The following is a 13,986-nucleotide window of genomic DNA, read 5'->3' as shown; positions in this document are numbered from 1 at the left end:
GCACCACATGAAACGCACATTAGGCACCTGTTATTATCCCGAACATTGGGAGCCAGAGATCTGGCCCGAGGACGCACGGCGCATGGTCGAGGCGGGGCTGACCTGGGTTCGGATCGGCGAATTCGCCTGGTCTCGGCTGGAACCGACGCCGGGGGATCTGCGGTTTGATTGGCTTGATCAGGCGATCGAGGTGCTTGGATCGGCTGGGCTGAAAGTGGTGTTGGGCACACCGACCGCGACGCCACCGCGGTGGATGGTGGACAAGCATCCCGTCATGATTGCGCTGGATGTCTATGGCAAACCGCGTGGGTTTGGGTCTCGGCGGCACTATTGTTTTTCCCACCTTGGCTATCGAGACGAATGCGCGCGGATCGTGGGGCTTTTGGCCGAGCGATATGGCGCGAACCCGCATGTGGCGGCGTGGCAGACGGACAATGAATATGGCTGCCACGACACGACGATTTCCTATTCCGATGCGGCGCGTGTCGGGTTTCAGGGCTGGTGTGCCGCGCGCTACGGATCCGTTGAGGCTCTGAACAAAGCCTGGGGCAATGTGTTTTGGTCGATGGAGTATAACCGCTTTGACCAGATCGCCCTGCCCAATCTGACCGTAACAGAGCCTAATCCAGCTCATTCGCTGGCCTTTCGGCGGTATACGTCGGATCAGGTCGTGGCCTTCAACCGCCTGCAGGTCGAGATCATCAAACAGCACTCCGATGCGCCGATCGCGCATAACTACATGGGTCGGATCACGGATTTTGACCACTATAAGGTTGGCGATGACCTCGAGATTGCGAGCTGGGATAGCTATCCTATGGGCTTCCTTGAGGATCGCGTGGGCGCGGATGCGGCGCACCAAAAGGCCTTCGCGCGCCAAGGGGATCCGGATTTTCAGGCCTTTCATCATGATCTCTATCGCGCTGTTGGCAGAGGGCGCTGGTGGGTGATGGAGCAACAGCCCGGTCCGGTGAATTGGGCACCATACAACCCAGCGCCTCTGGACGGGATGGTGCGGCTCTGGTCGTGGGAAGCCTTTGCCCATGGGGCCGAGGCGGTCTGTTATTTCCGCTGGCGGCAGGCGCCTATGGCGCAGGAACAGATGCACGCGGGTCTCTTGCGTCCCGATAGCGAGGAAGCGCAAGCAATGCGCGACGTGCGCCAAATGCGCGACGAGTTGACAGACGCGCCAGAGGTGCAACCCGCGCAGGCGCGGGTCGGTTTGATCTTTGACTATGATGCAGATGCCGCTTGGGCGGTGCAGCCCCATGGGGCTGGGCTCAGCTATTTCGGACTGGTGTTTGACGCCTATAAAGCGCTGCGCAAACTGGGGCTTTCGATTGATATTCTACGTCCCGAGACACGCGATTTCACAGGATACGACCTGATCCTCGCGCCGGGTTTGATGCATATGTCTGAGGACCTAAAACAGGCTCTATCCCAGCAGAATGCGCAGGTTTTGATCGGCCCGCGTTCTGGCGCGCGAGATCAGGATATGACGATCCCAGTGCCTCTGCCGCCGGCCTTGCCGGGCTTGGATGTGACCGTGGATCGGGTCGAGTCCCTGCGGCCTGACTCTCCGGAAACTTTGTCGTTGAGCGGGGCTTTCATGGGCTATCGCGAGATACTGACAGGGGCGGCAACAGTCACGCTGACCGCTCAAGATGGAACCGCTGCGGTGATGTCCCAAGGCGGCATGCACTACCTTGCGGGGTGGCCAGATGCAGAAGGGTGGAAGACTATTTTGACGCCCCTTTGTGCGCAGGCTGGGCTTGAGGTCATCGACCTGCCCGAGGGTTTGCGCCGCCGCGATACCGCGACTGAAACCTTTTGGTTCAACTACGCAGCGCACGACGTGACATTCGACGGCCGCGATTTCGCGCCCGCCTCAGTCACGCGTGACCCGCGCGGCGCATAGGTCGCTGACAAACAAGTCTCTGTCGCGCGTTTTTTAGAGCGCGCGGCCAATCGCCCTCAACATCCCTCAATCAACGTGGTGTCTCTTTGGGAGGAGCAAGATGGCGCGCGAGGTTTGGGATCGGCTTTTGGCCGAAGCGAAAGCAATGCATGAGGCGGATGAGGCCCTGACGGAGTTCTGTCCGTTTCCCGACGACGTAACTCCTCAGGAGGTGTCGTATTTCCACATCCCGCCGCATGATTTGCTGATCGAAGAAACAGGGTTTGCAGACCCTGAAACGCCGATCAGACGCGCTTTCATCGACGCAGGCCCTCTGGCGAAATGGCGTGAGACCTACAAAGGCACGGACATCGGCGATGACTTCATGAACCGTTTTGGCTGTTACTGTCTGATCGGCGAGGGCGGTGCGTTTCATAGCGATCAAATGGCAGCATGGGTTGTCTATATGCCGCCCCATTTGCATTACCCTTGGCACCATCACCCCGGCGAAGAGATGTACCGCGTGATTGGCGGTGAGGGGCGCTTCATGCGCAAGGGCATGCCGGATGAGTGGCTCAAGACCGGCGATGCCTGCGAACATGCCTCAAACCAGCCGCATGCGTTGGATACCGAAGACAGCCCGATCATGGCCTATGTGGTCTGGCGCAACGGGTTTGAAACGCCGCCGGTTCTCACGCGTTAACGATAGACTGGGTTAGACCACGCTCGGTTGCCTGCTGCGTCCACAATCGTTACGCGCATGAACGGAGAGTTTTTAAGCTTGTCCAAAGGAACTTCCGTCCGGGTCATTCCCGCGCCGTAGACGCAGGCGGACCGCGAGCCCTTGCCTTGAACCATCACGGCTTTGACGGCGGTGGATTGAACCACAACGCGGTCGTCCTCCCATGTAACACCCTTTAGCTCTGGGCCTGTGGACGAATAATACTGCCCGGCTTTCAACGCGGCCAAGAGGGCTTTGGGTGTGTTCTCTTCGGCCTTAACCATGACCCAGCCGCCGAAACTGTCGGGCTCGCTGAAATGGGCGTCGTCAGTCGCGCAGAGGTCCAACCGCCGTCCTGCCGTCAAAAGCTGGTCCAGCATGTAGTGCCCATGCGCGCGATCGCATTCGACACCGCAGGTGTGGTTATAGATCTCGACCGCATGCGCGTGTTTGATGCTGTCGGCGTCGGCGAAGGTCATGCCGCCCCATTCGGGATGGGCAATGGCGACATAGGCACCGGCGTCCCAGGCCCGTTTGGCTAGCTCGGGGCCGGTTTCCTGACCCTCGACCGGATGGAAGCTCGGCGAATGGGATGGTGCGAAATCTTCGGGTAGGCCAACGGCGAGGATGTGCCAGAGCTCTCCGTTTTCCATGGCGCCTGAGTGGAGTTCAGCGCCAAGGATCGTGGTGAAATCCTCGTCTCGGAACGGCTTTGTATCCGCAATCGGATAGCCATATTCGCCGACAAAGTGATCCGTCAGCGCCAGAAAATCATAGCCCTCGGCCTTGTATCGGCGACAGACTTCGGCCGGATCCAAAGCCCCGTCTGACAGGTTGGAATGCGTATGCAGATTACCGCGCCAAAAGCGGCCGGGCAGGTCATAGATCGACTGTGACATAGGGCTGTCCTCGCTGTTTTCACCCCAATATCTGCAAAGTGTAATCGCCGCGTGACGCATCGGTGAATAGGAAAATTAAAGGGCATAGGGGTAAGTTATTTTGTGTGTCTTGGCACAGGATCGCGCGTAGGTTTGCTGCAAGAAACGCGTTTTAGGATTCATGACATGAAAACCCATGCACAAGCAGTGGTCATCGGCGGCGGTCTGGTGGGCTGTTCCATCCTCTATCACTTGGCGAAACTCGGTTGGACAGATGTGGTTCTGCTCGAACGCGATGAGCTGACGTCAGGCTCGACCTGGCACGCGGCGGCGGGGATCCATGGGCTGCATGACAACAACAATATAACGCGCATTCAGCACTATACGATGAACCTCTATAAGCAGCTCGAAAAAGAGACCGGGCAGGGCTGTGGCGTGTTTCAGCCGGGGTCTCTGTATCTGGCGCAAACGCAAGAGCGCGAACATCAGTTGCGGCTGCAAGAGGCCAAAGCGAAATACTATGGTCTGAATTTCTATGAGGTCAGCCGCGAGAAGGCGAAGGAGCTGCATCCGCTGGCGCAGTTTGACGATGTGCGTTGCATTATGTTCGAACCTGAGGGCGGCAATGTCGACCCATCTGGTGTGACCCATGCCTATGCCGCAGGTGCGCGCGCGTTGGGGGCCACGATTGAGCGGTTCTGTCCCGTGATTGGCACGGATCAACAGCCCGATGGCTCTTGGATCGTGCGCACAGAGAAGGGAGATATTCACACGCAATGGGTGGTGAATGCAGCGGGGCTCTGGGGGCGCGAAGTGGCGGCGATGGCAGGGCTGACACTGCCGCTGCAGCCGACAGAGCATCAGTATTTTGTCACGGAAACCATCGATGAGGTCGCGGCCATTGGACGTCGTCTGCCCTCGATTGCCGACCGCGATGGCGAGTATTACTTCCGCCAAGAGGGCAACGGGTTCCTGATCGGTGCCTACGAGAAGGACATGCGGTTCTGGGCCGAAGAGGGCACGCCTTTGGACTTTGCCCATGACCTTTTCCCCGATGATCTCGACCGGATCATGGAGAACGTTATGCGCGCGGTTGAACGGGTGCCCTGTGCCGAAACCGCAGGCGTTAAACGCGTGATCAACGGGCCGATGATCTGGAGCCCTGATTCAAGTGCGCTTTGGGGGCCTGTGCCGGAACTTAAGAATTACTTCCTTGTGGGTGGAATTATTCCGGGCTTTAGCCAGTCGGGAGGGCTTGGTTTGCTCGCCGCGCAATGGATGATCGATGGCGAGCCGCAATACGATATGTTTGCTTGGGATCTGGCGCGCTTTGGGGATTGGGCGGATGCGAAATTCACCAAGGCGCGGGTCGAAGACCAATATGCCAACCGCTTTGCGATCCACTTCCCCAACGAGGAACGCAGCGCGGGCCGTCCGGCGCGCCTGCGCCCCGCTTACGAGATGCAGCGCGAGATGGGTGCGGTCTTTGGGCTGAACTGTGGCTGGGAGCATCCCCTTTGGTTTGCCGACAAACCGGGCGTGACCGATACCAATAGCTTCACCCGCCAGAACTGGTGGGAACCGGTGGGTCGCGAGTGCGAGATGTTGCGCAACAATGTCGGCGTCATCGATATCTCGAACTTCGCCAATTACGTGATCAAGGGGCCGGGGGCGTTCGAGTGGCTTGATAAGCTCATGGCCAACAAGATCCCGACCGAAGTGGGACGCTCTTGTCTGACGCCAATGATTTCCGTGCGCGGCGGGGTTTGTGGAGATTTCACCATCACCAAGGTCGCGGATGAGGAATACATGATGGTCGGCTCGGGTCTTGGCGAACGCTATCACCAGCGGTTCTTCCAGATGGTCGATCTGCCCGAAGGCACCACGTTTGAGATCGCCACCAACCGCATCGCAGGGTTCAATATCGCCGGTCCAAAATCGCGCGCCATGTTGCAGCGGATGACCAATGCGGATCTGTCAAACGAGGCTTTCCGCTTCATGCGGTCTCAGACCATCGAGGTGGCGGGCGTCACATGTTTGGCGATCCGCGTGTCCTTTACCGGAGATCTCGGCTGGGAGTTGCATTGCGCCGAAAGTGATCAGATCAGGCTCTATTCCGCCTTAATCGATGCCGCAAAGGAGTTTGACGGAGGCCCTGTCGGCGGCCGTGCCTTAGGCTCGCTCAGAATCGAAAAGGGCTATGGCAGCTGGTCTCGTGAATATTCGCAGGAATATTGGGCGCATGAGGTGGGCTTTGACGGGTTGGTCAAGCTCGACAAGGACTTTTTGCATAAGGATGCCTATCTCGCGGTCAAAGACACGGCTCCGCGCGAGGTGCTCAGCTATTTCGAAATCGAAACGCCGCACAATGCAGACGCAGCCGGCGGCGAGACGATTTTCACGCCAGACGGGCGCTCGGTTGGGCGGGTTACCTCGGGGGCCTATGGGTATACGGTCGGGAAATCTCTGGCGGTTGGCTTTGCCAATCCAGAGGTTGCCGGTCCGGGTGATGAAGTCGAGGTGATGATCCTTGGCCTTCCGCACAAAGCACGCATTCTGGCGGAACCTGCCTTTGATCCGAAAGGTGCGCGGCTCAGATCTTAGCCTCGGCCGCGCAGGTCATCAGCCAGTCTTTGAACAACTCGGCTGATGGCGTCATGCGGTCTTTGAAGGTGGCGTAATAGGTCCATGGACTGGGGCAATCGACGGTTAACGGCTCGATCAAATCGCCGCGGTTCAGGAATTTCATCGCTAAGGACTTTGGCGCCACGACGACGCCAGCCCCTGCTGCCGCAAGTTCCAGCGCAGCAGTGGTGGAGTTGCATTGAAATCCCACGGGAATACGCGTTTTTTGCATTCCAAGAGCCGTGCAAATGGCGTCCCAGTATTCAGGCCTACCCAGTATGTGGATCGCGCGTTCCTGCGCCAGAGTTTCTGCTGTGATTTCGGCATAGTCCGGAGCTGCGACCAGCACCAGTTTCTCGTCCCACAGTTTCAGATCATGCGCGCCAACATCGTCCTTATGGGCGATGGTGATGGTGATGTCGCTCGCGTTTTCCTGCAGGTCCGCCCAGACCGTGCTGTTAAGTGCCAGCTCGATCTTTGGGTGTTGCGCATGAAACCCCGCCATGACCTGAGGCATCCAATGTTCGGTCAGGCTGACAGGGCAGGACACGGTCACCGCCCGCGTGCTGTTTTTGGTGATCAAAGAGGCCGTCGCGGTGTCGATATCCTGCAGGGCGCGCTGCACAGACGGCAAATACCCCTGTCCCACATCCGTCAGAGTTAGTGAGCGCGCGTGGCGCACAAACAGAGGACGTCCGAGATAGTCTTCGAGGCTGCGGACATGGTTGCTGACCGCGGCTTGCGTACAGTTCAACTCGTCTGCGGCTGAGGTGAAACTCAGGTGTCGAGCGGCGGCCTCGAACGAGCGTAGGAAGGAAAGGTGGGGCAGGGATTTCATGGGACTGGCCCCAAAAGCGCGAGCTGGAGTTGGCGAATTCTAGTCATGAGTGTGAATCTTAACAAAAGGGTTGCTCATATGGCACGATGGCATAGAGCAACGAAGTAAGGTAGCGAAATTCCCACTTAATCCACACAGGCAAAAAGTGACTGGGGTTTTTACCAATTGGCAAAAAAATCTAAAGCACCACTTCGACTGAGGCAGTAACGAAAGCACTTTGAATGACAAATTTTTCTAAATTTGCACTGCTCGCTCCGATGGCAATCGCACTCGGCGCTTGCGGGGGCGGCGACAGTGGGAGCGGGACTGGTGGGGGCACCGGTGGAACTTCGACAGCCAACACGATTTTTTCGAGCTTCTTCGTACAAAGTTGGTCGGCCTATCAAACCGCGGCAACTAATCTATTGGCCACCAGTCGCTATGCCAACCAAGTTGCCAATGGGAGCTACTATTCAGACATCAACGGAAACCGAGTGTTTGATGCGGGAATTGATGTGCGCCTTAACGGCGACCCAATTCGCCATTCGGGTGCCCATTTCGCCCATGCTGCCGGATTGTCCGGAACTGGACAGCTGGTGGCCATAGCAGATTCAGGTTTCTTAACGACGCATGAGGCGATCTCAGATTCTTTGAACGAAAATCAAAGTGCCAATGTAGACACACATGGTACTTTTGTGGCGTCGGTGATCACCGGTAACTCTGGTTCGATGATCGGTATCGCACCGAGCGCGAATTTGATTATTGGCGACACCAGCACGTATCAATCTATCACAAATGTTGGGACGGCCGCGCTGAGCAAACGCGCTGTTGCTTGGAACAACTCTTGGGGTTTCAACAATCGATACGCGACAACCTCAGATTATAACGCGATCTTCACTGGAGCAGCAGGCCAGCAACTTATCGATGCGTTTCAAGACTATGCGGCATATGGAAACGTCGTCTTCGCGCTTTCCAACACACATGGTGAAACCCAAACTGATTTGATGGGTGGGCTACCTATTCTCGTGCCGGCACTTCAGGACGGGTGGATCGCAGTCGTCAACGCAATCCCCACAATGACAAATGACGACGTGACCTCTGTCGAAAGGGTCTCGTCTGCCTGTTTAGGAGCGGCCGCTTGGTGCATTACAGCCGATGGAACTTGGTCGCATGGAGCTACAAGCGTTTCAAATACGGATTATGACTTTGGTACAGGAACGTCATATGCGGCTCCTGTCGTGTCCGGGGCCTTGGCCCTCTTGGCAGAAGCTTTTCCAGCGTTGACCCCGCACCAACTTCGGCTTCGCCTGTTCGCCACGGCGGACAATAGTTTCACGGGGTTTACAACAGATCAGGTTGTGACTTTGGCCGATGGGTACCAAAGCGCAGTTAGCAACGAATATGGTCACGGTTTCTTGGATATAGCAGCTGCGTTATTGCCGATTGGCACAATCACAGTGAATTCAGCGAACGGAACCGCGATAGATGCGCGTCAACCTCTGGTGATGTCCGGGACCGCAGCGGGCGCTGCGGTGCGCGACGCGCTAGTGAATGTGGATCTTCTGGCGGTCGACTCCTTCGCCGGAGCCTTTACGATCGATGCCTCTGACCTCGTGCAAGCCACAAAGCCCAATCAATTCTTCACAGAGCAATCGGCAAGTTTGCACGGGTATACCACCAATGACCGGCACCTCTCGACGGCGCTGTTTGACCGCGACCCGACGCTGCAGAACTCTTTCGGGGATCTCTATGTGGCAGCCTATATGCCGAATACCTCAGGTGCGTTTGAGACCGCGGGCTTCTCGGTTGGGCAACGCCACACCACATCTTTTGGCCATATCGACTGGCAGGCGGGCATCGGGTCTGACAATGGCGCGCTGTTGCCCATGTGGCAGAACCAGGACGGGCAGGATTTGGCCTCTCTGGGTCTGGCGATGACGTCGGCGCTGTCTGAAAACTCTGCGCTGCAGGTGAGCGCTGTTATGGCAACCTCTGCCGGACGTGGGAACACCAGCTCGATCTTCATGAACAGCAGCGAGGTCACTTATACGCAGGCGCAGGTTTTTGACCGCAAAGACCGGCTCAAGCTGTCGTTGCGCCAGCCATTTGCGATTACATCGGGTTCGACGAACCTGACCCTCGCGACCAATTCTGGCGGCACCTATCAGCTTCAAACCTTTGCCGTGGATCTGTCACCCGCAAAGCGCGAGATGCAGATTGCGTTGGACTACGAAATAGAGGTGCAACGCGACACGGATGTGATGCTGTCTTTGGTGCATGCGATGAACCGTGGGCATCAGGCGGGCAAAGAAGAATCCGGCGTGTTTTTCGGATATCGCAAGAGTTTCTGACGTTGTTGAAAGTCATCAAGGAAAGGCAGGCGTTTGACCTGCCTTTTTTCTTGTGTATACGGGGTGAAGGCGCTCATGTTAGCGCTAAAGTTTGGTGAATATCGAGGTTGCTATGATCCTGTGTTGCGGTGAAGCCCTAATCGACATGATCCCTGCCCCAACCGAAGGGGGCGAAGGGTTTGTTCCGCATGCGGGCGGGGCGATCTTTAATACAGCGATTGCTTTGGGTCGGCTTGGCCAAGATGTGTCGATGGCAACAGGCTTGTCTTTAGATCTATTCGGGCAGCAACTCATCGATGGGCTCAGCGCGAGTGGCGTCGGGACTTCGATGGTTGTGCACAGCGACCGCCCGACGACTTTGGCTTTTGTGAAACTCGTGGACGGGCATGCGCGCTATCAGTTTTATGACGAAGCCTCTGCTGGCCGGATGTTACGCTATGAAGATTTCGCCAGCGTGCCGCAGGACGTGAAAGCGCTGTTTTTCGGCGGGATCAGCCTTGCCTGTGAACCGGGCGCTGACGCCTATGCGGCTTTGTGCGAGGCCGAGGCGGCTGGTCGCTTGGTGATGATGGATCCAAACATTCGACCCGGTTTTATTCAAGACGAAGCAAGATACCGGGCGCGTTTGTCTCGGATGCTAGCCTGTGCGGATATTGTCAAAGTGTCCGATGAGGATCTGGACTGGATACTGCCCGAGCACAGCGGGATTGAGGCGCAGGCCGCGGGAATGCAGGCCATGGGGCCAAAGGTCGTGGTCGTCACCCGTGGCAAAGAGGGCGCGACAGCGTTTCTTGCGGATGGAACGCAGGTCTCTGTGCCATCCGAGCGCGCCGAGGTCGTAGATACGGTTGGTGCAGGGGATACCTTTAACGCGGGCGTTCTGGCCAAACTGTCTCAGATGGGGCTTTTGTCGAAACTCGCCGCGCAAGGGATTGCCCCTGCGCAGATGCAAGAAGTGCTTGCACATGGTGCCAAAGTTGCAGCGGTCACCGTGTCTCGTGCGGGCGCAAACCCGCCTTGGGCGCACGAGCTTTAGGACCTATCCGGTCGGTTCCACAGCAGTCGTGCGGCGATGGGTGCGCCGATGATCACCACTATGATCCGGGTGATATGGTGGGTGATGACGTAACTGAGGTCGCCACCTGCGATGATTGTCAGGATGGTCAATTCGGCTTGGCCACCGGGCGCAAACGCCAAGAGTGCATTGACCGGGGCCGAAAGACCCAGAGCTGTCACCACCTGCGCAAAAGCAGCCGCCAGCAGGGTCAGCACCAGCATGAACGCCATACCAGCCAGGACCACTCGGCGCAATTCTCCGAGTGTCACCCCCACATATTTCGCACCCACGATTGCGCCCAAAAAGAACTGCGCAGCTAGGATTGCCTCGGCAGGAGGACGTGAATGTATGAACCCTCCAAGGGACAGGGCTGCAGCGAGGATCAAGGGGCCGAGGATCGAGGCGCCGAACAGTCCGATGCGCTCGCCGCCTTTCCAGCCCGCCCAAGCGGCAAACACCATAAGGCCCATTTCATGCAAAGGCAGGTCTCGGGCAGGCTGTCCGATCGGGTTGGTCAGGGGTGTGTTGTAGACTTGCGTTAAGATGATCGGAGCGGCGATCACGATCACCAGAACACGGGTGGCATGGATCAGAGACAGCACACGCACATTGCCGCCGGCCTCTTCTCCGAAAAGGATCATGTCCTGTAGCCCGCCCGGCATGGAGGCATAATAGGCCGTAGGATAGTCAAACTTACAGACATAACGAAAGAACGGAACGCCGATGACTCCGATCAGGATGATATAGAGCGGGATCAGCGCGACCGAGCCTGCCATGCGCGGCAGTTCATGCACCACATCAGGGGTGATCGAACAGCCAATGGTCACGCCCAGGATCGTGCGGGCTGCGTCTCCGACTTGCCCAAATCCGCTGAGTTTCGCGCCAAAGAGCGCCGTGAGCAGGCAAGCCGCCATGGGGCCAAAGAGGAAAGGTAGCGGGAGACCGAGGCTCCAAAACATCGCCGCGCCGATGGCAGCGATGCCAAAAGTGTTCAACTGAGCGCGGGACGGTCGGAATGGCATGAGACTGATACTTGTAAAGACCCCTTTTGAGTATCAAACGGGTGCCAGAACGCAAGTCAGCACAAAGCCCGTGGCGGTTTCAATGCAGCTGACGCTCTTGTTCCAGTTCCAGCAATTCCAGAACCATAGTAACGGCTGTATTTGCATTTGGCTCTTCGCCGCCCAGACCCATGCGCAGGTAGATACCGTCGATCAACGCAGCCAATCGGCGCGCAACCGAGGGCGCGCGCGCGCCCATCAATGGCCTGAGGCAAGAGGTTAGGTTAGACACGATTCGCCTTTGATAGACCCTTAAAAGCCGTTGCGCCTCGGGCAGGGTTTGGGCTGCCACGTAGAAGTTCAGCCAAGCCGACAGCACTTCCTTCTTGAAGTTATTGGTCGAGAAAGACGCTCGCACAATGGCCTCGACCCGCTGCTGGGGCGTGTCCGACATCAGCAGAGCCCCCCGCACTTCGGCCCCATAGACCGACAAGACATGACGCATCGCCGCCATGAAGATTTTCTCTTTAGACCCAAAGTAATGATGCACCAAGGCGGTTGAGACACCCGCGCGTTTTGCGATCTGTGTGACGGTGACATCTAGGGTGCCCGCCCGCCCGATCTCTTCGATCGTGGCTTGCACCATGGCCTTGCGGCGGATGGGTTCCATTCCAACCTTGGGCATTGTCCGTCTCCCTGCGCCCCTTCAGGAGCGGTTTTTTTATCTTGACGTAAGGCAGAAGAATATTTTTTAACTGACTCGTCAATCAATAAAAAATCAGGGAGATCCCGATGACCCTTAAATCGACCATTTCCGCGTTGGCTCTCGTGGCCTCCGCATCCGCCGCATTTGCTGATTGCGGCGAAGTTACTTTTTCTGACGTAGGCTGGACCGACATCACCGCGACCACTGCTGCGACCACCGTTGTTCTGGAAGCGCTGGGCTATGAGACCGACATCAAGGTCCTGTCCGTGCCAGTGACCTATACCTCTATGGCGGGTGGTGACATCGACGTCTTCCTCGGCAACTGGATGCCAACTATGGAAGCCGACATCGCGCCATATCGCGAGGCAGGCACTGTGGACACCGTGCGCGAGAACCTTGAGGGCGCGAAATATACGCTGGCGGTGAATGCTGCGGCGAAAGCCATGGGCATCAATGATTTCGCCGATATCGCAGCGAAGTCTGACGCTTTGGACGGCAAGATCTTTGGCATCGAGCCAGGCAATGACGGTAACCGTCTGATCCAATCCATGATCGATTCCGACGCCTTCGGCCTGTCCGGCTTTGAGGTCGTGGAAAGCTCTGAGCAAGGTATGCTGGCACAGGTCGACCGTGCGTCCCGCAAGGATGAGCCGATTGTCTTCTTGGGCTGGGAACCACACCCAATGAACGCCAACTTTGATATGGGCTACCTGACCGGTGGCGATGACTACTTCGGCCCGGATTTCGGTGGTGCGACCGTCTATACCAACACCCGTGCGGGCTATGTGGGCGAATGCCCGAACGTCGGGGCACTGCTCGGCAACCTCAAGTTCACGCTGGCGATGGAAAACGAGATCATGTCGGCGATCCTCAACGATGGTGAAGACCCAGAGGACGCAGCCGAAGACTGGCTGAAAGCAAACCCAGCGGCCTATGAAGCCTGGCTTGCAGGCGTCACCACGAAAGACGGTGGCGATGCGGTTGCCGCTGTCGCTGCGGCGCTGAACTAAGCGTAGAGACGTAGAAAAACGCGCGCCCTGCCCTACGGTGGGGCGCGCGTGGCACGTCCTCTGGATGCAATATCAAAACTTAGAGGAGCAACCGGATGGACTGGCTCACAGAGACGAAAATCCCAGTTGGAAAGACGGCCAAACGGCTGTTTGACTGGCTTCAGGACACAGGCGAGCCGTTTTTTGACTGGCTGTCCTGGGTGATGGAGCTGTTGATCGACTCGATCCTCTGGATCCTGCAAACGCCGCATCCGTTGCTTGTGACAGCGGTCTTCGTGGCGATTGCTTGGGGGCTGCAGCGCAACTGGAAAACCTGTGTGATGGTTGCGCTGGGGTTCCTCTTTATTCTGAATCAAGGCTATTGGGAGGAAACCACCGAGAGCCTGACGCTGGTGCTGTCGGCCTGTGTGGTCTGTATGGCGATTGGGGTGCCGATAGGCATCGCGGCGGCTCACCGTCCGCGCCTTTATGTGGCCATGCGCCCGATCCTTGATCTGATGCAGACCCTGCCGACCTTCGTCTATCTGATCCCTGCAATTGTGTTCTTCGGAATCGGCATGGTGCCGGGTCTGATCGCGACGGTGATCTTTGTCTTGCCCGCGCCGATCCGGTTGACGCATCTTGGCGTGTCCTCGACCCCGAAACACCTGCTTGAGGCGGCGCAGGCCTTTGGTGCGACGGGCCGTCAGACGCTCTGGAAAGTGGAGCTGCCCTATGCGTTGCCGCAGATCATGACGGGCTTGAACCAAACGATCATGCTGTCGCTGTCGATGGTGGTGATCGCGGCGCTTGTGGGCGCGGATGGTCTGGGCGTGCCGGTGGTGCGCGCCTTGAACCAGGTGAACACGGCTTTGGGCTTTGAAAGCGGATTTATCATCGTGGTCGTGGCCATCATGCTCGACCGCGTTTTGCGGGTGGAGCGGTAA

The 13,986-nt window shown here is 57.6% G+C and carries 11 protein-coding genes; 7 read left to right on the top strand and 4 right to left on the bottom strand.

Annotation, left to right across the window (positions count from 1 at the left end; genetic code table 11):
* The first annotated feature begins 7 nt into the window (after positions 1-7).
* Both HZ995_RS05740 and HZ995_RS05735 read left to right on the top strand, forming a co-directional pair.
* Positions 8-1,915 carry a beta-galactosidase gene (locus tag HZ995_RS05740; protein ID WP_209357704.1) on the top strand — a complete coding sequence of 636 codons (1,908 nt, stop codon included), beginning with the start codon at positions 8-10 and terminating at the stop codon, positions 1,913-1,915.
* A 100-nt stretch (positions 1,916-2,015) separates the two neighbouring features.
* On the top strand, positions 2,016-2,597 hold the full coding sequence (locus tag HZ995_RS05735) for a dimethylsulfonioproprionate lyase family protein (protein ID WP_209357703.1): 582 nt from the start codon (positions 2,016-2,018) through the stop codon (positions 2,595-2,597).
* On the opposite strand, the gene HZ995_RS05730 is transcribed toward HZ995_RS05735, so the two are convergent.
* Entirely contained in the window at positions 2,594-3,514 is a 921-nt protein-coding gene (locus HZ995_RS05730; RefSeq protein WP_209357702.1) for a PHP domain-containing protein, read from the bottom strand. The two genes, HZ995_RS05735 and HZ995_RS05730, sit on opposite strands and share 4 nt — an antisense overlap.
* A gap of 165 nt (positions 3,515-3,679) precedes the next feature.
* Between HZ995_RS05730 and HZ995_RS05725 the strand changes: the two genes are divergently transcribed.
* Positions 3,680-6,097, top strand: a complete 2,418-nt coding sequence (locus HZ995_RS05725; RefSeq protein WP_209357701.1) for a GcvT family protein — start codon at positions 3,680-3,682, stop codon at positions 6,095-6,097.
* Here the strand turns inward: HZ995_RS05725 and HZ995_RS05720 are convergent.
* A complete protein-coding gene (locus HZ995_RS05720; protein WP_209357700.1) occupies positions 6,087-6,956 on the bottom strand; it encodes a LysR substrate-binding domain-containing protein in 870 nt (289 codons plus the stop codon). The two genes, HZ995_RS05725 and HZ995_RS05720, sit on opposite strands and share 11 nt — an antisense overlap.
* 221 nt (positions 6,957-7,177) lie before the next feature.
* Between HZ995_RS05720 and HZ995_RS05715 the strand changes: the two genes are divergently transcribed.
* Together HZ995_RS05715 and HZ995_RS05710 are read left to right on the top strand one after the other, a co-directional pair.
* Complete coding sequence (locus tag HZ995_RS05715; protein WP_209357699.1) at positions 7,178-9,286, top strand: S8 family peptidase; 2,109 nt, start codon at positions 7,178-7,180, stop codon at positions 9,284-9,286.
* A gap of 112 nt (positions 9,287-9,398) precedes the next feature.
* The gene (locus tag HZ995_RS05710; RefSeq protein WP_209357698.1) at positions 9,399-10,322 is read left to right on the top strand and encodes a carbohydrate kinase family protein; all 924 of its coding nucleotides are present in this window, start codon (positions 9,399-9,401) and stop codon (positions 10,320-10,322) included.
* On the opposite strand, the gene HZ995_RS05705 is transcribed toward HZ995_RS05710, so the two are convergent.
* Positions 10,319-11,365: an AbrB family transcriptional regulator gene (locus HZ995_RS05705; protein ID WP_209357697.1), complete on the bottom strand. Its 1,047-nt coding sequence runs from the start codon at positions 11,363-11,365 to the stop codon at positions 10,319-10,321. The two genes, HZ995_RS05710 and HZ995_RS05705, sit on opposite strands and share 4 nt — an antisense overlap.
* Before the next feature lie 79 nt (positions 11,366-11,444).
* Positions 11,445-12,029 (bottom strand): choline-binding transcriptional repressor BetI, encoded by a 585-nt coding sequence (betI, locus tag HZ995_RS05700; protein ID WP_209357696.1) that lies wholly within the window; start codon positions 12,027-12,029, stop codon positions 11,445-11,447.
* A gap of 107 nt (positions 12,030-12,136) precedes the next feature.
* On the opposite strand from betI, the gene choX reads away from it, so the two are divergent.
* Both choX and choW read left to right on the top strand, forming a co-directional pair.
* Positions 12,137-13,060, top strand: coding sequence for a choline ABC transporter substrate-binding protein (gene choX / locus HZ995_RS05695; RefSeq protein ID WP_209357695.1), 924 nt, complete (start codon positions 12,137-12,139; stop codon positions 13,058-13,060).
* Positions 13,061-13,155: 95 nt separating this feature from the next.
* On the top strand, positions 13,156-13,986 hold the full coding sequence (gene choW / locus HZ995_RS05690) for a choline ABC transporter permease subunit (protein WP_209357694.1): 831 nt from the start codon (positions 13,156-13,158) through the stop codon (positions 13,984-13,986).

Origin of the sequence: Cognatishimia activa (genome assembly GCF_017798205.1) — a bacterium.
Lineage (GTDB): Bacteria > Pseudomonadota > Alphaproteobacteria > Rhodobacterales > Rhodobacteraceae > Cognatishimia > Cognatishimia activa_A.
Note: the sequence above shows the minus strand (reverse complement) of the source record. Positions and strands in the feature narration are given on the sequence as shown.

Bases quoted from the DNA above. Each gene is read 5' to 3' on its own strand.
- HZ995_RS05740 (WP_209357704.1), top strand. From the start codon at position 8: ATGAAACGCACATTAGGCACCTGTTATTATCCCGAACATTGGGAGCCA.
- HZ995_RS05735 (WP_209357703.1), top strand. From the start codon at position 2,016: ATGGCGCGCGAGGTTTGGGATCGGCTTTTGGCCGAAGCGAAAGCAATG.
- HZ995_RS05730 (WP_209357702.1), bottom strand. From the start codon at position 3,514: ATGTCACAGTCGATCTATGACCTGCCCGGCCGCTTTTGGCGCGGTAAT.
- HZ995_RS05725 (WP_209357701.1), top strand. From the start codon at position 3,680: ATGAAAACCCATGCACAAGCAGTGGTCATCGGCGGCGGTCTGGTGGGC.
- HZ995_RS05720 (WP_209357700.1), bottom strand. From the start codon at position 6,956: ATGAAATCCCTGCCCCACCTTTCCTTCCTACGCTCGTTCGAGGCCGCC.
- HZ995_RS05715 (WP_209357699.1), top strand. From the start codon at position 7,178: ATGACAAATTTTTCTAAATTTGCACTGCTCGCTCCGATGGCAATCGCA.
- HZ995_RS05710 (WP_209357698.1), top strand. From the start codon at position 9,399: ATGATCCTGTGTTGCGGTGAAGCCCTAATCGACATGATCCCTGCCCCA.
- HZ995_RS05705 (WP_209357697.1), bottom strand. From the start codon at position 11,365: ATGCCATTCCGACCGTCCCGCGCTCAGTTGAACACTTTTGGCATCGCT.
- betI (WP_209357696.1), bottom strand. From the start codon at position 12,029: ATGCCCAAGGTTGGAATGGAACCCATCCGCCGCAAGGCCATGGTGCAA.
- choX (WP_209357695.1), top strand. From the start codon at position 12,137: ATGACCCTTAAATCGACCATTTCCGCGTTGGCTCTCGTGGCCTCCGCA.
- choW (WP_209357694.1), top strand. From the start codon at position 13,156: ATGGACTGGCTCACAGAGACGAAAATCCCAGTTGGAAAGACGGCCAAA.